14 protein-coding genes and 1 pseudogene are annotated in these 21813 nt (G+C 52.5%); 6 read left to right on the forward strand and 9 right to left on the reverse strand.

What is annotated here, in order from left to right; genetic code table 11:
* Positions 1 to 95 precede the first annotated feature (95 nt).
* Positions 96 to 416, reverse strand: a complete 321-nt coding sequence (locus AABA21_RS00420) for a hypothetical protein (protein WP_338246709.1) — start codon at positions 414 to 416, stop codon at positions 96 to 98.
* Positions 417 to 1143: 727 nt separating this feature from the next.
* On the opposite strand from AABA21_RS00420, the gene ppdK reads away from it, so the two are divergent.
* On the forward strand, positions 1144 to 3897 hold the full coding sequence (gene ppdK, locus AABA21_RS00425; RefSeq protein ID WP_338246711.1) for a pyruvate, phosphate dikinase: 2754 nt from the start codon (positions 1144 to 1146) through the stop codon (positions 3895 to 3897).
* A gap of 285 nt (positions 3898 to 4182) precedes the next feature.
* Here the strand turns inward: ppdK and AABA21_RS00430 are convergent, their stop codons facing one another.
* The 5 genes from AABA21_RS00430 to AABA21_RS00450 form a co-directional block, all read right to left on the reverse strand.
* Positions 4183 to 4902 (reverse strand): hypothetical protein, encoded by a 720-nt coding sequence (locus tag AABA21_RS00430; RefSeq protein ID WP_338246713.1) that lies wholly within the window; start codon positions 4900 to 4902, stop codon positions 4183 to 4185.
* A 411-nt stretch (positions 4903 to 5313) separates the two neighbouring features.
* Positions 5314 to 6372, reverse strand: coding sequence for a phosphotransferase enzyme family protein (locus AABA21_RS00435; RefSeq protein ID WP_338246714.1), 1059 nt, complete (start codon positions 6370 to 6372; stop codon positions 5314 to 5316).
* 454 nt (positions 6373 to 6826) lie between these two features.
* Positions 6827 to 7627: a hypothetical protein gene (locus tag AABA21_RS00440; protein WP_338246715.1), complete on the reverse strand. Its 801-nt coding sequence runs from the start codon at positions 7625 to 7627 to the stop codon at positions 6827 to 6829.
* 666 nt (positions 7628 to 8293) lie between these two features.
* Positions 8294 to 10138 carry a reverse transcriptase/maturase family protein gene (locus AABA21_RS00445; protein ID WP_338246718.1) on the reverse strand — a complete coding sequence of 615 codons (1845 nt, stop codon included), beginning with the start codon at positions 10136 to 10138 and terminating at the stop codon, positions 8294 to 8296.
* A gap of 766 nt (positions 10139 to 10904) precedes the next feature.
* Positions 10905 to 11540 carry an HNH endonuclease gene (locus AABA21_RS00450; RefSeq protein ID WP_338246720.1) on the reverse strand — a complete coding sequence of 212 codons (636 nt, stop codon included), beginning with the start codon at positions 11538 to 11540 and terminating at the stop codon, positions 10905 to 10907.
* A gap of 87 nt (positions 11541 to 11627) precedes the next feature.
* Between AABA21_RS00450 and AABA21_RS00455 the strand changes: the two genes are divergently transcribed.
* On the forward strand, positions 11628 to 12368 hold the full coding sequence (locus tag AABA21_RS00455) for a metallophosphoesterase family protein (RefSeq protein ID WP_338246722.1): 741 nt from the start codon (positions 11628 to 11630) through the stop codon (positions 12366 to 12368).
* 78 nt (positions 12369 to 12446) lie between these two features.
* On the opposite strand, the gene AABA21_RS00460 is transcribed toward AABA21_RS00455, so the two are convergent.
* Together AABA21_RS00460 and AABA21_RS00465 are read right to left on the reverse strand one after the other, a co-directional pair.
* Positions 12447 to 13079: a class I SAM-dependent methyltransferase gene (locus AABA21_RS00460; RefSeq protein ID WP_338250973.1), complete on the reverse strand. Its 633-nt coding sequence runs from the start codon at positions 13077 to 13079 to the stop codon at positions 12447 to 12449.
* 6 nt (positions 13080 to 13085) lie between these two features.
* Positions 13086 to 13247, reverse strand: coding sequence for a hypothetical protein (locus tag AABA21_RS00465; RefSeq protein ID WP_338246724.1), 162 nt, complete (start codon positions 13245 to 13247; stop codon positions 13086 to 13088).
* 268 nt (positions 13248 to 13515) lie between these two features.
* On the opposite strand from AABA21_RS00465, the gene AABA21_RS00470 reads away from it, so the two are divergent.
* The 3 genes from AABA21_RS00470 (at position 13516) to AABA21_RS00480 (ending at position 18720) form a co-directional block, all read left to right on the forward strand.
* Positions 13516 to 15522 carry a hypothetical protein gene (locus AABA21_RS00470; RefSeq protein ID WP_338246725.1) on the forward strand — a complete coding sequence of 669 codons (2007 nt, stop codon included), beginning with the start codon at positions 13516 to 13518 and terminating at the stop codon, positions 15520 to 15522.
* Between the two features lie 51 nt (positions 15523 to 15573).
* The gene (locus AABA21_RS00475; RefSeq protein WP_338246727.1) at positions 15574 to 16617 is read left to right on the forward strand and encodes a hypothetical protein; all 1044 of its coding nucleotides are present in this window, start codon (positions 15574 to 15576) and stop codon (positions 16615 to 16617) included.
* 354 nt (positions 16618 to 16971) lie between these two features.
* Complete coding sequence (locus AABA21_RS00480; protein ID WP_338246729.1) at positions 16972 to 18720, forward strand: ISL3 family transposase; 1749 nt, start codon at positions 16972 to 16974, stop codon at positions 18718 to 18720.
* Between the two features lie 418 nt (positions 18721 to 19138).
* On the opposite strand, the gene AABA21_RS00485 is transcribed toward AABA21_RS00480, so the two are convergent.
* On the reverse strand, positions 19139 to 20014 hold the full coding sequence (locus tag AABA21_RS00485; protein WP_338246731.1) for a 5'-3' exonuclease: 876 nt from the start codon (positions 20012 to 20014) through the stop codon (positions 19139 to 19141).
* A 1242-nt stretch (positions 20015 to 21256) separates the two neighbouring features.
* Here AABA21_RS00485 and AABA21_RS00490 point away from each other — a divergent pair.
* Positions 21257 to 21781 (forward strand): annotated as a pseudogene (locus AABA21_RS00490) (IS6 family transposase); the annotation flags it as partial.
* Positions 21782 to 21813 lie beyond the last annotated feature (32 nt).

A 21813-nucleotide genomic window follows, 5' to 3' on the forward strand; every position in this document is an offset into this window, starting at 1 on the left:
CTTATCCACACACAACTATTCCTCCCGTTCCCAAAATTCGTCCCTCTTCGCGCGACACGTTCACGCGGCGGCTGTATACCTCTCGTGAGACACCTTCAAGACGCCGCTTCTGGCAACCACACAGAAAGAACACCACCATGACCGACGACACGTCCATCCTCACTGCCTGGGATGACTTCGCCGCCAGCACCCCTGGCTTTCTCGGCCACGCCCTCCACCTCCACCACCAACACTCCAGCCTCTCGCTCGCACAGCAACGCGCCCTGCTCGGCCTGCACAACTCCTCCAATGATGCCCTCTAGACACGCCTGCAGGCCATGCCCCTCCCTCGCCCCTAGCATTTCGACACCGATCTCCAGCGCATCGTCACCTACGTGCTCACTCCTTGCCCAGATGGCACCATCCACATCATCCAATTAGCCGCCATCCTGCGCGCCCAATTAGAGCCATAGCGGCCAGCATCCTCTCACACAGCAGCAAGTTGGCGCGGTCACCGTGCCGCGCCTGCTCACCTTGTTCCCCTCTCACGTTTTGGTTACAGTTTCATCTCATCTATCGATCAAAGAATGACACAAGGAAGCAGGCACAGTCAATTCCATTTTTCTTCGCTTTTTGAGAGCTCCTTCTCCTGCCTCACCCTGCCTCCATCCTCTCCCCACGCGCTTTCTCTCCCGTTTCCCACCCTCCCTCTTTCTCCCCAGGCCACCATGAAAAAACGTGTTCATGGAATTTTCGCGTTTACAGAAAGAGGTCGTTTGTTTCGCATACATTATGTGTTAGCCTTTGTAGCTATAAAAACCTATCTATACATGTTCATTTTTATACGAATACGATGAGAATATATTGCATATTAAAATAAATTAATACATTGTTCCTTACTTACATTTTTTGAATACTTGTAGTTCTTGTCTTGTCATATTCAGGAATGTATTTTATACTGCTGAAACAGGAAACGGGTCATGTTCTAGCGGGGTGGCAGATATACCTCTGTAGGCGCGATGTCGTTTTCCTTTTGCGGCAATGGGAGCGGATGGTACTGCAGCAAGCTAGCCTGTTTTGAGGCTACGAATGTGGTTTTTCTACCTTTCCCTTAGCTGCTACATATCGCATGAAATGAATACGGTATACATGGAGGCGGTTTTCATGGCACAACAGATTGCCCAATTTGAATTGGACGAGGTTGTTAAACGCTCTCCTCGCAAATGGGTCTACCTCTTTAGCGAAGGCAACGCCAGTATGCGCGAACTGCTGGGTGGCAAAGGCGCAGGCGTGGCTGAAATGACCAACGCCGGACTTCCCGTACCTCCCGGATTTACGATTACAACTGAAGCCTGTAACGCGCACCACTATCACAACCGACAGTTCCCGGAGGGCGTCTGGGACCAGGCAAAGGCCGCCCTGGCGATTGTGGAAAAACAGACCGGTAAGGGCTTTGGCTCAAAGGAGCATCCGCTGCTGGTCTCGGTACGCTCGGGCGCCAAATTCTCGATGCCGGGCATGATGGATACCGTCTTGAACCTTGGTATCAACGACGAGACCGTCCTGGGGCTGGTGGCACTGACCGGTGACGAGCGCTTCGCCTACGACGCCTATCGTCGCTTCATCCAAATGTTTAGCAACATCGTGCTCGATACCAATCCTCAGGATTTTGAGGCCGTGCTGGAACGCTATAAGCACGAAGCGGGCGTTACAACCGACGCGGAGATCCCGGCCGCAGACCTGAAGAAGCTGGTCGGCGACTTCAAACAGATCGCCGAGCGCGCCTCCGGTCAGCCCTTCCCCACCGATGTCTATCAGCAGTTGCACAAAGCCATCGAGGCCGTCTTCTCCTCCTGGAACAATAAGCGTGCCATCGACTATCGCAACTTCAACAAGATCCCGCACAGCCTCGGCACCGGCGTCAACATCCAGAGCATGGTATTTGGCAACATGGGCAACAACAGTGGCACCGGCGTGGCCTTCACGCGCCATCCGGCCCATGGTGAAAAGAAGCTGTATGGCGAGTATCTGCTTAATGCCCAGGGTGAAGATGTGGTGGCCGATATCCGTACCCCATCCCCCATCAGTAAGCTGGAACAAGAACTGCCCGAGGTCTATCAACAGTTCCAGGAGATCGCGCAGCGCCTTGAGAAACACTATCGCGACATGCAGGACCTGGAGTTCACCGTTGAGCAAGGCAAGCTCTACATGCTGCAGACGCGCTCGGGCAAACGGAACGCCGGCGCGGCCGTGAAGATCGCCGTCGACATGGTCGAAGAGGGTCTGATCACGCCGGAAGAGGCGGTCAAACGCGTTGAGCCTGCTCAGGTCTATCAGTTGCTGTTGCCGCGCTTTGCTGTTGTTGATAAGCAGCGGGCGACGTACGAAGGGCGGCTGTTGTCCAGAGGGTTAAATGCCTCCCCTGGCGCCGCCTTTGGTAAGGCTATCTTCGACGCCGATCGCGCCGAGGAGCTGGGTAAAGCCGGTACCCCTGTCGTGCTGGTTCGCCCAGAGACCAGTCCAGACGACGTACACGGCATGCTGGTCGCTAAAGGTATCCTGACCGCTCGTGGTGGTGCCACCAGTCACGCCGCCGTCGTAGCCCGTGGCCTGGGACTCCCCTGCGTCGCCGGCTGTGAAGGCATCCGGGTGAGCGAGGAGCAGCACCTCTTCCGCGTGGTCGGCTCCGATCTCGTGATTAAAGAGGGTGACGATATCTCGATCGACGGCGCCACCGGCGAGGTCTTCGCCGGCATCATCAAGACCGTCGACGCCGATTTCGACAAAGAGACCGATCTGAAGAAGCTGCTGGGCTGGGCCGACAGGTTTCGTCGGTTGAGGGTATTAACCAATGCGGATACTCCACGCGACGCCAAACGCGCCGTCGCCTTTGGCGCCCAGGGCATTGGCCTCTGCCGTACCGAACACATGTTCATGGAGCGGGATCGACTGCCGATCGTGCAGAAAATGATCCTCGCCAAAACCAAAGAGGAGCGCGAGGCCGCCCTTGAACAACTGCAGGCCTTTCAACGTGACGACTTCCAGGGCATCTTTGAAGCGATGGTTGATCCCAAAACTGGTGAAGGGTATCCGGTTGTTATCCGCCTGATCGATCCTCCACTGCACGAGTTCCTCCCATCCTACGAGGAGCTGCTGGTCGAGGTCACCCGCCTGGAAACCGAGGGTGGTCACGAGGCCGAACTGGCAGAGAAGCGTCAGGTGCTCGATGCCGTGGGAGCTATGCGCGAGATGAACCCCATGCTAGGTCTGCGCGGTTGCCGATTGAGCCTACTCTTCCCCGAGATCAACGTCATGCAGGCGCGCGCGATTTTTGAGGCCGTGGTGCGCGTGTCGACAAAGGGGATAAAGCTGCACCCGAAGATCATGATCCCCCTCATCGGCCATGGTAATGAACTGAAAGAGGTACGCCGGCAGCTGCAATCTGTTGCTGAGATGTATGCGTCACATCCTACTGAGTATCAATTTGGCACCATGATCGAGGTCCCGCGCGCCGTGTTCATCGCTGATGAACTCGCCGCCGCATCTGATTTCTTCAGTTTCGGCACCAATGACCTCACGCAAATGACCTTTGGGTTCAGCCGAGACGACGCCGAAGGCAAATTCTTACTCCAGTATGTGGAAGGGCTGGGGGTGCCAGGCAAAAAACAACTGGTCAAAATTTTACCTGTCAATCCGTTCCAAACGTTGGATCGGGAAGGGGTTGGGGCGCTTGTGAAGATTGCCTGTGAGAAGGGGCGCCGTGCGCGGCCTGATCTCGAGATCGGCATGTGTGGAGAGCACGGAGGAGACCCTGATAGTGTCGAGTTCTGTCATGAAGTTGGCCTCGACTACGTGAGCTGTTCTCCCTTCCGCGTCCCGGTGGCGCGCCTGTCTGCCGCACAGGCCGCCCTTTACTAGCCTGAACGTGATAAGTAATGCGTCTCTGGTAGAGCGCGATAACGATCATGGATGCATGCATGATCGTTATCGTTTCTGCCGTATACTAGGAATCGAGCACCGTCACCCCCGGTTACCCTAAGCGCACCCCTTACCGTCCATCAATGGTGCCATCTTTATCAGCAATCTTCTCGTTGGCATGGCTGGCAGAGTAGTTCCGGATCTGCTCCACCTCCCTCAGATCGCCGTTAACAAAGATGAGATTCGTTCTACAGTGCAAAGAATTGTTCAAACGCTAGAACAATGCTAATTGGTGTCGTTCCCCATATCCTCATAACAACTATATTCCCTGTATTCAATCTCTCCATTGTCTGCACTCACAGCAGCCTGGCTATCTCCATGTGCCTGTCCATTCTCCTGATCTGCTGGAGAGGTAGATCCAGCAGGCCGGTTGTCATAGTTCGGCGTCTCCCGATTCACGACGTATGAGGTCGCCTGGTTCATTTCTCTAGCGATCATCGCAACACCAGGACCATCGTTGAACGTCCGCCGATACTGCCATTTCCCCAGCCAGACACCCGGTAAACCACAGAGGAAATTTATGCCGATCAGAAACAGACAGCAGACAAATAACGCAATGGCAATGAACACCGGAAAAAACAAAGAGGGTAATCCATCATACACAGGTATAGTGGCAAAAAACGCTAGTAGTACGACAATGACGGCACCAACATGATAGCCAAAATTTAACAGCAGGTTAGCCAATAAACCTGAGCCAATTCGGCCGGTCTTTTTGACCACCAGAAAAGCCATACAAAAAGCCGAAAGAACAATCACCGGTCCATCAAACAAGAGGTAATACAGGTCAAAGTTGGAATACAGCACCATCAACATTGTCACAACCGTAGCTACCATTTCAACGATGCCGCCGAACAACAAGAGAAGCCCGCACTTCTTCAATTCTGCCAATGTGCTCGGTTTTCGCCCTAGAGACGGTTGATAGTTCGCTTGATAGGAATAAGCCATAGGACATGATCCTTTCATATTCAGAGATACCACTATTTTTGTAGAAAATTCTGCTCTGGATCTTTCATAGGGTATAACAATAGATTTCACCCTTTATACACACAATCATCACCATAAGGATTATAAAGCGCAGAAAAAGAACAAATCCAGATAAACACAGGCTTTTTGCTCTGTTGACATCTTCATTCTGTGTACAAATATATTCCCATGGGCAAACACCCATGGGCGATCCAGGGTGGTCTCATCTTACCTTTCCCTTTTTTCAATGGGACTCCTCCTCTTCACCTCCTGGCGCGTTCCCCCACTCCAATAGTACCCAATCACGCACAGAAGATCGCCGCTGCAATGAGCACACACGATCGCGTGGGAGATCAATCGGCTCTTGCCACACACATCCATGTGCAGAGAACGTTAGCGGAAGGCGGCCTGCCAGGGGGCGGCAAACGTGGCAATGGAGAGTGCCCACTCTAGCTCTGGCGCCTCGGCCAGAGCCACAGCTCGCTGCTCCGTGACACGTGAACACAGAAGCAAGTGCCGAGCGTACTTGAGTGGTGTGCGGGCAAGCACGAGAGGAAGCAACGCTCGCTCCTCCTGCGAGAGGCGGCGTTCAAGACCGGAGTCGTAAGCATCGATGAGTTCCCGTAGCGCCTGCATGCGTTCACCTGGAGAATGCAGCTCAGCCAGGGTCGATCCAGAGTTGGTATAGTAGAGCACTAACGCAAGATCATCAATCCGAGTCCCCTCCTCCATAAAGTCGAGATCCAACACCGCCATCAGAGAGCCGTCTCGGAACTTGACGTTGTTGTCCCAGAAATCCCCATGCAGCAACTGTCGAGGGAGCTGCATGGTGGCCACATCCCCTGCGTCCCGCAACGCGTGCGCCAACTCCTCAGAGAGCGATGCGATGCGCTCTTCCTCCTCCGACGATGCCCACGAGCGGATACTCTTGCAGGCACGCAACGTGGTCTGCAAGGCATCTGCCGCATCGATATGGTTGGCCGCCGGGGCACGTCTGGTACCGGGCACAACGGCGACCCTCGAGAGAACGGTATGGATCCTGCCCAACATCTGCATCCCATCTTTGAGCTGAGTCCATGTCGTCATGTCCTGGCCGCCGATGAATGGCTCCACCTCGACGAGCCAGTTGACGCAATGGATAAACGGGTGTCCATCAGCCGAGAGCCTGGTCTGGGCAAAGGGAAGCCCTGCGTCACGAAGCGTCGCCCGGATGGATTGGATTCCTTGGAGACGCTCCCGCGTGACCCACTCTCGATAGATGCGTGCTACCTGACAGAGCCCCCTCTCCGAGAAGAGCAGGTTCAAGTTCGAAGAGCCACCCAGGTCAATGGGGTCGCCAACAGAGGTCAAAGCGTAGGCACTCATGATAGTATCGATGAGGTGTCGGCTGTTCACGGGCCGATGATACATATCGTGATCATTCAACATCTTGTTGTTCTCTCTTTCACTCATACTCTCACTCCCACAGCGCTCCCCTCTCTCCCGATCCAGCGGCGAACACCTCCTGCTCTTCTCCCCTCGCTTACCTGTCTATCTGCAAATATGGCGACGCGCCGCCACATTTGCTCGTCGTGGCGAGGCGTGATGGTATATACTACCGGGGAGACACGCACAGCTGTGCGTGTCTGTTCCCAAAAAGACGAGGGCACACGTGTCTTTCTTTCCTGCTTCTTTGCTGGTCGGAAACATCCTGACGTTTGTCGTCTCTGGCCTGGATACGCGTTCAGCTCACAACAACACATGCACCCCCGCTCCGCTGCTGCGCCGCCCCAACGAGTCGCCACTCGTCGTGAACGAATGCAAAACAACATGTTATCCCTCCATAATAGCAACGAGATACCAAAAAGCCCTCTCCATCTGGAGAGGGCTCAACCCATCCTTTTCACGCGCTATTCTATCCACCGCGTCACCGCGCCATGATGGCTCGAATGGTTTCGGAAACCGCATTCCCTGTGTCAGCAACCATCCATGTGTCTTGCACATGCACAATGCTTGTTCCTCCTATACGCTCAATGGCTCCCACCGCTCCCTTTCTACCCACACTTGCTAGCGCTTGCCCTAACTGACCACGCCTCTGCCGCATCTGATGGGAGTCATCTGTATCAATCAACAGGACACTGCGATCAGCATGAATAGCTTGACACTGTTCAAAAAACCGACGAAGTTGCAGATTCGTCAATCCCTTCGAGCTCGATTTGCACTCAACCAGGAGCCATTGTCCATTCGCCACCGATAGCACATCAATTTCTCCTAGCCCCCACACCAACACATGGCGCCGTACCAATGCACCATACTCGCGTTCCAGCACTTGTTGCACCAGCCACTCGAATGTCCACCCAAAATTCCCGATGCGAACAAGACGGGGATGCCTATACCAACGCTGGCTCGGCTCATCCTCCACCACCAATTCCCACTGGACACACTGCCGCAGCGCCTCATCCAACGCTTGCAACGACGGAGGCGCGGCCTCCGTCACGAGATCCTCTCTGCTCCAGACAGAACGCCCACCACCACCAACAACACAACGCAACAAGCGGCGATGGAAAGAAACATCCAGAAATTGGACATAGCACGCTTCCTCATCTGGAGAAACATCTGCAGGGCGGACGACAAGAGCATCAAGCAACTCTTGCCCACCAACAGACACACGGAGATCAGGATCATGGGAATGGAGAAGGTCCACAAACGAACACATCGAAGGGGTCATTGTCTGCTCCTTTCATGAACACAACACGTGCCTGGTGCTCTCACTTGGTCTCGTTCCCATTGAGAAGCAATACACCCAAATGGCTCGCTCTCAACAATACAGCAAGAGGCACCAACATATTCACCCATGCAGGAAAACACAGACAACTTCTGGTGGGGCAGCAGGGTCCAGGATTCTATGCAACAACAGCAATGCTCTGCGGTAACCAGTGTTGCTGCTCAGGAATGGACCCTCATGTACAGACCTGACCTGGCGGCTGGGAGCGTGGAACGTGCCCAGTCGACGCGCTGACCTGGAAACAGGACAGCCACGGAACAATGGACACTCACCCGGCTGGCAGAGCACCTGTAGACACGACAACACAGGCCTGAGCAACACACATGTTGTCTATGCCAAACATACCTTCATTGACCACGGATTGCAAACACGACAGTTCTTTCTGCTACCGTTCTCAAACTCAAACGTGTGCAAGACACACCTGAGCGGTCAGTTGTTCCTGCTTCACAGCCAGTTGCCAGAGCACGGGAACCTTTGGATCAGCCCTCCCATTTCGGGTAGAGTAGACGGCCAGCGCGTGTGATCCACATCGAGACTGTGGTTATCACGTTTCCAACCGACCCTCCCCGAACCGTGCTTGCACCTTTCAGCGCACACGGCTCTCCAGTTTTACAGTGTCTTTTCACTACTTTGTTTTCGACTTGCCACAGGTTCACCATGCATAAAGCCGGTTTGCGTCTCCTTTCGGCGCATTGGGCGTCCATATGTGATGTCTTCGTGACAAATCTTGCAAACGATCATCGTTTTGCGCTGGCGGGCTGCCATTAGCACCATCCATTGGGGCCGTGGCTTTCTGCCTTGTGCGTGGAGGTCTTTCAGTGCTCGAACATGATGCACCTGACATCTCTCATGAGCACCACAGTACTCACAAGTATCCGCCAGTAATCTTTCCTCTAGCTCTGATGTTGTACTCCATATGCGCTCTGGTTGATCGTCAAGGATTGCCTTGATATTCCACAAGAGAGGGATGCCGCCCCATTGCGCGACAAGTGGCTTCTTTCCTTCTCGCTCAATAGTGACTTGTAAGCCTTTGTAGGGCTTTCCTTCCACCATGAGTGTGGCTTTGTACCTTCGATACACCTGCGGCACGGGGATTTGCCCTTTAGCTGCAAGTGTTTTTGTTAGCGACCTTTCCATATCCCATTTGAGTTTGGACATGGTTGCACTTAGGTTATGAGCCATTCGGTAATATTCCACGACTCCGCGATATACTGCCTGATAGGAGCTGATGATAGTGAAAGCGCTATCCCGCAGCATTTCAGGCCGATCGATAGGTTTTCCTTCTTCTGTGTAATCCTGACATTTTTCTCGTATCACATCTTTTGGTACGCGAAATCCAATTTGCCCATTGACACTCCGCCTTCCATTGGTTTGCTTTATGTCATTTTGGAGCGTCTGGATTTCGTAGCCGAGAAATCTTGCCGCCTGAGTCCGCGCATGGGTAATCAGAGTTTTTGCCGGAGAGAGTTCCAACTGGAGTTCATCACGTAGGAACGTTTCCAGCTTTTGCTTGATTTCTTCCGCTTCTTCTCTTGGGCCATTAAATCCTAAGAGAAAGTCATCGGCATATCGGACGTATCGGAGACGCCGGAAGCCAGGATCGTCAGGATCACGGGAAGGCAGTTGGAGTTGGAGCTGTCGAAGCGACTTTGCTTCTTCTGTCTTTCCAGCTTTTCTGGCACGAGTGGCTTTTTGTCGTATATTCTTGTAGACTGCATTTTCCCTTCGTACTTCCCCTCTCGTATGGGCTGGAATGAGTTGTTGTTCAATGTATTTATCTAGCTTGTCGAGATAGATGTTCGCTAGAAGTGGACTGAATACGCCGCCCTGTGGTGTACCACTGAGCGTTGCATGGTATTTCCAGTCTTCCAGGTAACCTGCCTCCAGTAGTTCATTGATGAGGTGTATACACTTTTCATCATGGATCTTCTCTCTGAGTATCGTCAGCAAAACCTGATGGTCGAGCTTATCAAAACACTTTGAGATGTCTCCTTCGATGAACCATGCCGTTCCATCCCATTTCTTGATTTCTCGTAGGGCGGTATGGCAGCCGCGTTGTGGTCTGAATCCGTGTGAGTGGTCGCTGAATTGAGGTTCATAATAGGCGTTAAAAAGGAGCCTTAGGGCTTCTTGTACAAGCTTATCCGACCAATCTGGCAATCCGAGTGGGCGTACCTTCCCATTTTTCTTTGGGATATATACCCGCCTCGCTGGTCTCCATTGGAACGTGCCATCTCGCAACGCTTTGATGATCGTTTCAATTTTGTCCAGGGACATTCCGTTCACGGTCTCTTCTGTCACGCCTTTTGTCAATACGCCCTGATTTCGATAGATCTTTCCATAGGCGGTCAGGTACAAGTTAGGGTTGTAGATGAGCCGATATACTCGTTCCAGAGGTAATCCTTTCTTGCCTCTTTCGTGAATGAGTCCCAGGATTGAGTTCGTTTCTCGCATCTCGCGACTTCCTTTCTCCTTGACTCTCTGTAATACCTGCCTTCCTTCCCCCTATACCTGGCTTTCCCAGGCTTCCTGGTAGGGCGTTATTCCTACGAGTACTATGAAGGCTCCGTAACCTTGGGCCTTGCGGCCTTTTAGGCCATCCCGAATTCCGGTCGAGTTGAACGTTTAGTGCGTTTAGGCCCTGTTTATCCTTAAACCCCTTCGTTAATGGGGCCACTCACCACAGGGAGCGTTTCGCCCGCGTGAGACCCACGGACGTATTGTGGTGTCACCGGTTACAAGTAGGTTACGGTGGATGGCCAATTGCATCGTGTCGGACGTAGGCTTAGCTTTCGCGTTGCCACAGGTTCAACCTTCAGTTTTTCCTTGCGCACAGGGTTGGCGGATGCTACTACACTACCTACTTTCGTGCTTCTCCGCTTCTGGTCATGCTACCGTTCCCCAGGAGGTTTCCTTCCTGAAGTAAGACCCTTTACCCTGAAAGGTCATTACACCCAACCTTTCGCCATTTCATGGCAATTCAACTCGCCGTTAGACGGCGCACTCTCACATTGGCTCCACAGGCAATTTTCGTCCGGTCGTAGCCACTGCTCAGGACGACCAACTTCAGGCAGGAAGTTGGCGAAGCATGTCGCTGGCGAACCACGCCAGATTGTGAAGTAGGCGGCTGATGCGTTGCCTTTCGGTACGTTCTCATCCGCCTCTTCCCGAACCAGTGCTTGCATCTTTCAATGCACACGGCTCTCCGTTCACACACGCTTCATGCTTGAGGCTTCATCACAGGTCGTCCAGCATGGATGTTCCTGTGACACGACCAGCATACAACGAGGGTTTTCCTCCTGCGAGCTGACATCACCTTTGCCCAGAGAGGTTTTTCCTGTCTACCTTTCCGTTCCAGGTCTTTCAGTGCCCGGATATGATGTACCTCTACTCGATCTGTCGAGCCACATAACTCACAGGTATCGGCTAGAAGACGCTTTTCCAGTTCTGATCTTCCTCCCCAGATAATTGGTGGCTGATCGTTCAAGATGGCTTGAAGTCGTCTTTTGAGAGAAATGCCTCCCCATCTGGCAATGAGTGGGTTCTTTCCTTCGCGTGGGATGGTAGCTTGAAGCCCTTTACAGGCTCTTCTTTCTACTATCCAGGTGACTCCGAACTTCTTGTGGACCTTTTTTACGGTCGTTTTCAGTTCCGTTGCCAGTGTCTTTACCAAGGATTGTTCCATCGTCCATTTCAGGGTGTTCAACCTGTAGAGATCGTTTGCCAGTTGGTAGTATTCGGCAAATCCCCGAAACTCCGATTGGTACTGGGCCACGATGGAATACACCGTATTGTTGGTCAGTTCCTTTCGATGGATACGTGTCAATGGAACGAGAAAATCTTCATGCGATGCCATATGTTCCAGACATTGGAGCATACAATACGCTATACTTGAGGTTGAGGCTTACCTGCGGGTCATTACTACTCAGAGGAGGATAAACATATGCAGATTGCGGTTATTTCAGATATACACGGTAATTGCTATACCCTTGACCAGGTCCTCAAGGATATACGCCGTCAGGACATTGAGCAGATAGTATGCCTGGGTGATGCCCTGCAAGGCGGGGCACAGCCTGCCGAAACGCTACAACGACTGCGAGACCTGAATTGCCCGGTAGTGATGGGCAATGCCGACGCGTGGCTGATTACGGGTGAGGAAACATCTCCAAATGAGCAGGTCAGTGAGCGTCAGGAGATGATCAGAGACTGGTCGCTCAACCAGCTTTCACGTGAAGATATCGCATTCATACAGCGGTTTCAACCAACCATTGAGGTTTCGCTAGAAGACGGAAAGAAGATGCTGTGCTTCCATGGGTCCCCTCGTTCTTTCGATGATGTTATTCTTCCCGATACAACGGATGACACGGTGCGTCAGTTCCTGCAGGGTTTTGATATGGCACTGTTAACAGGAGGCCATACACATACACAGCAGATGCGGCGCATAGATCAGCGCTGGTATTTCAACCCTGGCAGTGTAAGCCTGGCTTATAACTGGGAGCTTTCCGATATAGAAAAGGGACGGATACGCGTTGATCCCTGGTCGCATTATGCCATCGTCTCCTCAGAAGGGGCTTGCCTGGGTATCACCTTCCGTCATGTACCCTATGACGTCGACGAACTCGCGCGCATTATCCGCGCCAGCGGCGTACCATACGCTGAGGAAGCGATAGCAATCTATCAATAGAGCATATAAGCACATCGTATAAAAAAAACGCTATGACCACGGCACGCTCTTTGCATCATGATCATAGCCTCTATCTACTCATTGGTTTGTGTTTGCCTGGCTCGTGGCAATAAACAGGCCATACTCAAATGTAAAAGAAAGAGGCTTTTGAGACCCAGCATCATCGTCATGTTCCGAAGGCGCATCCATATGCGTAAATGAACTGAGCATAGCACTCAGTAATCCAGCATCTGGAATATTAACCTGCCTATCCAGACGCTCAAGCGTTACCTGCGGGAAATAGTTAGCCTGCAAGGATGCGCCGCTCGTCAGGGTAAATTTAAAACCATCATCTTGTGGCTCTGACTGCTCTGACTGTGCAGCCTGCATCAATCGAGCAAACATATCAACCACATTCTGGCCTATCGTTGTCGCGAAACACTGCCCGCCCGTCTTCAAGACTCGCCGGATCTCGGATAGCGCCAATGAGAGATTCGGTATATGGTATAGCATGTTATTTGCTATACCATAATCAAACGAGCTATCCCCATAGGGGATCTGCTGTGCATCAACGATACGAAACTCAAAAGTGTGAGGAATATCCTTCAGGTTCGTCTGTGCCTCCTCAAACATTCTGACAGAAAAATCCGATACAACAATCTTCCAATCCTGCGGAATACGATCACGATTCTCTTGCCAGAGAAGTCCATGACCACATTCCAGTTCGAGAATATGGAGCTACGGCTCCCGGGGCAGGTGATCAAACAACCAGCGATATGACTCGGTAAAGTCTAATCCCATCTGCTGCATTCCTTGCAGTCGGCTTTGCAAAGATGAGCTATCTTTGTACTGCTCGTGTAAAAGATACTTCTGATCACTTATCTGCGGAGAATCCTCCATATGCCTTTTTCCTTTCACGCAATTATTGTCCTTCCAGCATATTATATAGAATTACATATATTCTCGGCTTATCCTCTAAAATATAGAGAGGCGATAAATTCATTTGAGATGCATCATTCTAAATCATATCCTCTAAAATACACTCCACTAGCGTATCTCTTTATAGATCGAAAAGGATGCATAGAACAGAATGCAGGGATGCGGTTGTCGTTTTTGAAGATCCCGCTTTAAGGATAGCGCGGGATCTTCAAAAACAAAAGGAGGAACTATGCCTGGCGTACCAACGCACTTTGTCATCGCGGATCAGGTATTTGATGCCCTGCGTAAGGCCGGGGCACCACAGGCCAGCTTATTGAACACCAGGGAAAATCTTTCTTTTGCTTACCTGGGGGCAATTGGGGCTTCCTGGGGTGATCTTATGGCAGCCCGACCAGAGGTAGACACCAATGAACCCAATACGTTCTACTTCCAGGCCTGGCTGCCGATACTGAAACTGCTGTCAGGAGCGGCACAGGCTGGCAGTCCGGCTGGCAATGGTCTATATCAGGACCTGAAGCAGATACGTGGTACCCTTGATAAATTAAGCGGGGTTATCAAGGATAAAAAGAAATTGGCCCTGCTGGGCATGCTAGATGAGTTGGATCAACTCAATACGATCATTAAGGATGTCCAAACCCTGGTAACAAGTCTGTCCGGACTGCGTGACACCATCGGCAAGGCTATCGCCGCGGGCGCCCCTGCTGAGAAGATAGCTCCAGCCAATCAGTGGCAACCGCGTGATACCCTGCATGGCAGCCATAGCGGCCGTTTCCTGCAAGCACTACAGGAGTTGGCGAATGCTGGAAATGATGATCGTCTGAAGGCTTATGCATTGGGAGCAACGATAGGCTATGCCGCTGATCTATGTGGCAATCCTTATATCAGTAATGTTGTGGGTGCTCCCTATCGCAATCATTGGTGGCGCCATCGCTGGATCGGAACCCATATCGATACCTGGGTACATGGGTATTACGCTGCCGGTGGTAGTAGCCAGGTGCAGTTCGATAACAATGACATACCCACCCCACTCTACACTAATTGGCCCAATCTTTGTAAAGCTAACCTGCAACAGCGTATTGAATTGCCGGGAATAGATCAGGATAGCATCCTGCAAAGCTTGCATGATGGTGTTGCCGTTCCCGCCCTGTTGCCGCAGGCTTTTCTGGATTACTGGAAGCAAGCCTATAAAAAGGCATACGGATCAACCGATCCTACGGCCAGCACAGGCGTTGATGACCAGGGACTCCAAAGCGCCTACGCCATGACCTGGTTGATCCTGTGGCTGCAAACCTCTGGCGAGGCCATTCCTTGTATGCCACCAGATCAGAGCAACGGTCCGGATAATTGTGGTGCGCGTCCCCCCTGGGTAGCAGCCGATGGCTCAGTAGTAGTAGGCGGAACCGTCACACCTCCACCACTACCGAAACCAGCAACCGATCCTTCCATAGGAGAGGTTGTGAGCGGTATCCTGGCAGCCATGCTTGGTGTGGTTCAGTTGATGACCGGCTATGTCTCAGGCGGTATCGCGGATATCGTCGCGGCCGTAGCCCTGGTTGCTGATGGAGAAACCGATCCCGATTGGGAACAGCTGCGCTGCTATGAGGGCTGGGTGATGGTCTTCTTTTATAACCTCACCAATGCCTTGCACGATATGCTGAAATGGAGCGGCCTGGGCTTCCCCTATACACAGGAGTTGGCACACGACCAGTTCGCGCGCCAGTTTACGGGTAAGATAGAGCCCGTTGATGCCGCACTGAACACTGTGCGCAGCAGGCGTCGAGAGAATAATACGTATCCAGCTGGCTTCTGGAATCCGCCTCCACCACCCAATGCGAGTAACTGGCCAAATCCTCCAACCGAGCCTTTGGAATCACCTGCCGAGAACATCTATCCAGTCGATCTTGCCTGGCCGTTCCATTTCGTGGATGGCTTCCAGTTTGCCTCGACAGGCGCTCCCCCACAGCAGCTCAATCCCTTGTTTAGTCTACCGGGCGCCTCATCACCCCTGGTACGCGACATGGACGAGTGGCAGGCCCGCCAGGGAAGAATTGATACTCCCGATGCCACCAATACATTCTTCGGCAATGCAGTCGATGTTAGCATGGAACTGATCCTGAAAACACAATCAAGCGAGCTTTTGGACTGGGATCTGGATGGTGATCCGGGTATCGGTTTTCCTACCTGGCTTTTGCCTGAATCAGGTGACCCGCGCAGTTCCGCCATACCCGAAGCTTAATTACCAGGCAGAAACTACTCATATTCAATATGCATAACAGGAGAAGAGCATATGCCAGAACCACCTGCGCGAGGCGACCGGACTCCATCTAGTTATACACCATACCTTTATATCCCTTACGATGGAACAGATAAGGGAAAGCGCCCTCTGAGCAAACAAATCCAATTCTGGGCATCTCCCCATATCTTTGTGGATAAAACAGATGCCTTTGGCAATGTGGTGCCCGGCGAGGAGATTACCATTAGCGCGCGCGTGTTTAATGGAGGTCAGAAAGCTGCTTTACCATTTGTGTCGGTGCAATTCTTTGTGTTCAATTCGTCCCTGGCCTTTACCGCCGCCAATAGCCTGTATACGGCTACAGTACAACCCCTCCAGCAGATCGCGGCTGGCAGCTATATCGAGGTCACCAGCCCGAAACCCTGGATACCGGAACCACTCGACAATGGTCATCCTTGCATTGTCGTCCAATGCGACACGGTTGAAGAAGGAAGCGATGGCCTCAAGTATCCCTTCTTTCCTGCTTTGGATCGTCATGTTGCCCAGCACAATATGACGGTTGCGAATCCGACAGCTGGACAGAAACTGCTTCTTCATGCCAGTAATCCATTCAAGCGGGCAGTGGCCTACAGGCTGGCGCTTTCTAGCCTATTGATCCGAGGCGACTTCGACGATCTACGCCAGGGAAATGTCCCGACCCTGATGAGCCTGCTGGCGAGCATCGAAACAGATAGCAAGCCAGGCTTTATCGAGCAACAACTAAATATGAGGAAGAAAAACATCACCGGCATGGAACTGGGAGTGAACCTGGAGGATATCCAATATCAGCAGGAAGCGCCAGGCGATCAGACGGTGAGTATAACCTTGCAGAACTACATCCAACAACTCAACGCCAATGATCCTGACTTTAATCCTCAAACCCTTGGAAATACACTAGGAACGTTTGAGCTCGCCCCGGACACAGCCTGCGATCTACTGATCTCGGCCCAACCAACTGATCTCGGCGGCGATGGCTATATCGTCCACCACTTTACCCAGATTATCGAAAACTGTGTGGTCGGAGGCTACACCCTGGTTGTACCACCAATGAACTTTTAGAGATATAGAAGGGCGGTATGATCTAGTTAAGATCGTACTGCCCTTCTATGCCAACACCAGCTTGATTCGCTGTTGGGTACAATCGCCCCTCCCAACATAAATACCCCTATCACCCTCTCAATCACGAACATGGGTGAAGTTCCTTACACCATTCTCAGCTATACTCATGGCAGTCAAGAACAAACAACAACTTCATACAGGAGATTGATATATGGCAACCTACTGTATTTTGCAAGGGAAAAGTGGCTCATCCGCGAAAAAAGTGAGCCTGGTTGCTTGGACAGGTCTTTGATTCCCTGATAGACTAACATCGATGAATTGTGGTGTTGCAACGTTCTAAGGAGTGCATCATCGATGAGTGGGTGGGAGACCTCTTCGCCGTTTTTACCTCTTCCAGATGATATCTGTATCTCGTCAATCCGCCCGACCACAACCGAATTAATCGTTTCCATTGCCTGTACCAAGACATATGCTCACTGCCCTCGTTGTGGAGCGCGTTCAGAACGGGTCCATGGACACTACGTGAGAACCGTCGCGGATTTGCCCTGCGGTGGTCGGCGCGTGATCTTGAAGCTTTCCGTGCGCAAATTTGTCTGTGGGGCTGCCATCTGCGAGCAGACGATTTTCACAGAACGCCTGGCAGAATTGGTGCAATCCTATGCGCGCATGACCAATCGGTTGCGTCAGGCACTGATCGCCCTCGGTTTGGCCACCAGCGCTGAGGTGTGCGAGCGCGTGGCACCTTCGCTTTCGATCCAGGTTTCAGCTTCTACCCTGCTGCGACGGCTACGCGAGGTGGCCTGTCCACCGCCCGTCTCAGTACGCGTCCTGGGGATAGACGATTGGTGTTGGAAGCGTGGCCAGACCTACGGCACACTGTTGGTAGATCTTGAGCGGCGTCTGCCAATTGAGTTGCTCCCAGATCGCCAGGAGGAAACAGTCACTGCCTGGCTGCTTGCTCACCCGGAAATAGAGGTGATCAGCCGCGATCGAGCAGGAGCGTATGCCGCCGCCGCAAAGAAAGGGGCTCCTCAGGCTCAGCAGATTGCTGATCGGTATCATGTCCTGAAAAACCTGCAAGATGCGCTCAAAGATCTCATCGCACGCAAGCAGAAGTATTTACCAGAAATTGAAGAAACCCTCTCCGATGCTGTTCCTGCCAGCGCGCGCGGCAAGCGGCGACCCGCCTCTTCCAGCTCGGACGCCCTGGCCTTGGAGCAAGGCAAACCTTTCCGCAACATGTCTGCCTCTCCCCACAAGGATGCCAGGGAGGCGGCTTTGCCTTCACCTGAAAAACTTCGCTCCCAGGTGTCTCGTACCAACCGTTGTGCTCTCTATGGAACGGTTCGGGCGCTCCATACGCAAGGGTGTTCGGAGCGCGTCATCGCACAGCGCTTAGGCATCGCTCGTCAAACAGTACATCGGTACCTTTCCGCGGAGACTTTCCCCGAACGTGCGACCCCACCTCCCAAAGGGAGCTTGCTTGATCCCTACAAACCAGCTATTCTCACCCTGTGGCAACAGGAGTGTTACAATGGCACCCAGATCTATCACCAAGTCCTGAGCCTCGGCTACACCGGCTCAGAGTCGCTCTTCCGACAATTCATCGGTCTGCTCCGCAAACGGCATCAGGCTGCCCAGACACCCTCACAGCTTCAGCCGGCCGAATCGGCGAGAGAGGCGGCCTCTCCTACTTTGCCCAAACGTCGCCTCTCTTGCAGGCAAGCCACTTGGCTCTGTCTCAGTCAACCGCACAAGTTGACCGAGGAGCAAAAGCATCAGGTGGCTCTCCTCTGTGGGGCCCACCCTGACCTGGAGAAAGCATATCAGCTCTCTCAAGCCTTTGTTTCTATGCTTGCCGAGCGACGAGAAAAGGATCTGGACGCCTGGCTCCAACTCTCCGAGAGCAGCGGCCTGGCTGAACTGAAAGGCTTTGCTCAAGGCATTCGGCGCGATTACGCAGCTGTGCGTGCTGCTTTCACTTCGTCCTGGAGTAATGGTCCGGTTGAATCGCAGGTCAACTGCTTAAAACTCCAAAAAAGGCTGATGTTCGGTCGCGCCAAATTTGACTTATTGCGGTTGCATGTCTTGCGTCGAGCGTAAGCTCTCTCGCGAACACGCCTCCTTCAGCCCGCGCCGCTTCCTCTCCATTCCTTTCCTGGTTTTTTCTTATCTGTAAGCAACCAGGCTCACTTTTTTCGCGGATGAGCCTGGAAAAGTTGTACCAATTTTTACTCGAAAAGTGTGCCAAGAAATTCATGAACACCATGCTCAGATTGAGTCCCAAGAAATAATTGAGCAACCGTATCTATTCATACTCGGAGGCCATATTGGACTACATGCAACAAACAGGCATCCGCAATAGTACATGCTGAATAGCCTGTTCACCATTGCTTTTCAGGATCAGCCAGCAGCTTCTGCCAATTTTGTGGGCCTACGATCAGAGGATACATCTTATTCAATACCCATGAAAAGTTAGTGCGTATTTACGCTTCTTCTGCGCTTCTTTGCGCTGCCACATTCATCTCTCGCGCCACCTCGTAACCCGCCCGGGAAACTTTTCATCGCCCAGCCGGTGGCAGATATCTTTCAGCCGTGTGTAGGCACCCTGCCATTCCAGATCGGCGAGCGTTTCCTTCAATGGCACATCCTCGCGCAATGTCGCCAGTTTGCGAAAAAGCAGCGCCTCATCCCTATGCTGTGCCAGACTCTCGGCCAGACGCGCGGCGCGGCTGGCACTCAATCCCCAGGTTTGCGGGTCTACAGGGATCGCCTCCAGGTGCTCGTATTTTGCAAGCACGGCCGCCGCGGATTTTTCACCCCAGCCCGGGATGCCGGGGAAACCGTCGGCCGCATCGCCCACCAGCCCCAACCAGTCGGGGATCGATTGTGGGTGTACGCCAAACTTCTCTACCACGCCCGCCTCATCGATGAGCATATTACGGCGACGGTTCCAGCTAACGATGCGGCTTCCAGAGACCAGCTGGGCCAGATCCTTATCCGGCGAACAGATCACGATCTGTTCGACTCCATCTTCGTTCTTGAAACGAGCGGTCGCGCTGGATAGGGCATCGTCGGCCTCGAACTCTACCATCGACCAGACCACCATCCCAAGCGAGGAAACCGCCTCTTCGGCCAGCGGGAACTGGGCGATCAGGTTGGGGTCAACCCCCGCGCCGGTCTTGTAGCCGGGGTACTGGTCGTTCCGGAAGGACTCGATTACGTGATCGAATGCACAGGCCACGTGGGTGACGCCAGGCGTCGTCAACAGCATCAGCAGGCTGCGTAAAAGGCCCAACGTTGCGCCGACCTCGCGCCCATCCGGTGCCTTGCGCGGCGGCGCGCCGAAGTGGCTGCGAAACAGCTCATAGGTACCATCCACCAGGTAGATCTTCATAGAATATCTGATGCTCCTTCCATATTTTCAGAATTGTCCAATCGCTGCTCAAAGAGACATCACCAGAGGGCGCGTGAAGGAATATCCTCCAACTCATGCGGCTTCGCATAGTGAAGCGGAGAGAGGTTATCAAGCCCCAAGTGCAGGTCGCTCTTGATGAGAAAAATTGATCCATGCCTCAGCAGCTCGCAAAAACTCCCTCAGCATATAACTCTTCCGTTTTGTTCCCATGCGATCCAATACCACTCCTTGTTGTTCTGTTTAGTATAGCGGCGCTTCCGCGCTTTCCGTGCTATCGAAAAGCATCGAACACATTCTCTGGAGAGGATGTCGCTTTCGATGCCTTCTCACGAGAAAGCTCATCAGGTATATGCCCCCAGCTTAGCACGAAAAGTGCGGGAGATCCAGTATAGCAGGTACGTTATACACCACTCCCATAAACATGAGAGTTCTCATTCAATGAGAATAGAAACACGGTGAAACACTGCCGTGATAATGGGCAGGCTTTACTGAATCTTTGTCGATTTGTTAATGATTTGTCATAGGAAACGCAATACTTTGTCATTCCTTTTCTTCCTCACCTCGGCTATCCTTGTGTTGGCGAGACACCTTATGTATGCGTCCTCTCTGTTTGGACATTCATATGAGTAAAGATTGCTGTTCTACTTCAACCACAAGGAGAAAATACGATGCGTAAACATTTGCGGCTGTTGCTGTGTGGGGCTTTTCTTGTTGCTGCTCTATTCACATTCAATGCCTTTACATCTGTACCTGCAGGCATGAATCCTCATACGGCACATGCAGCACCAGCTACAGCGATGTCACCTTCCTACTCGTGCCCATTGCCAGTGCTCCAAGAAGGGAATAGTGGATGGGCTGTGAAACTCATGCAACAGTCGCTCAACTGGTGGTACAACCATCCTAGCACCGGGTTTACGGCCTATGTTAACCACTATGATCGAGGAGCGCTTCCCATAACAGAGGACGGACAATTTGGCGCGCATACGCGAAATGCTGTGTCATTGTTTCAAGATTGGGATTACAAAGCCACTGGCGGAGTTGATAGATATGTTGGCCCAAAGACATGGCATGCTCTCGGCCACTGTTAAAACTCTTGGTACGCTGCACTCTGTTGCGAGAATGGGTTTATAGGTCTGCTGATGTAATGCTGGTGAGAACATGTACTCTATCACTGCGGTAAGGCTCTCTGCTCTTCCTCCGCGGAAGGGCAGAGAGTTTTAGAAGCGTTGCCGCCCGCATCTCAAAACGACAACAGACTCGTGGCGCGTGGATGAGCCCTATGTAAAGATCAAAGGAGTGTGGATGTACCTCTATCGGGCAGTGGACTCCCAAGGAAACACGCTTGAGTTCTTCTTGAGTGCTGCTCGCGACTCCCACGCAGTGAAACACTTTTTGAGAAAAGCGCTCACTTCCTCCCATACCGTATCCCCTCGGGTCGTTACGGTGGATAAAAACGCAGCGTATCCTAAAGCGCTTCAGGAAATGAAAGCGGCCGAGCCTGGGCTCGCCTCTTGCGAACTGCGGCCGAGCAAATATCTGAACAATCTGATTGAACAAGACCATCGCTTTATCAAACGACTGGTCAAGCCAGGATTGGGTTTCTTTTCGTTCGAGACTGCATGGCGAACGCTCCAGGGATATGAGGTCATGCACATGTTCAGGAAAGGGCAAGGGCGAGGAGTGAGCGAGGAAGATGTACGAAGCCAAGCGGCATTCATTGCTGAATTGTTTGGAGTCGGTGCCTAAGCTGAACAAGGAAAACTCTGCATAACCTTGCT

This window comes from Dictyobacter halimunensis (genome assembly GCF_036245075.1).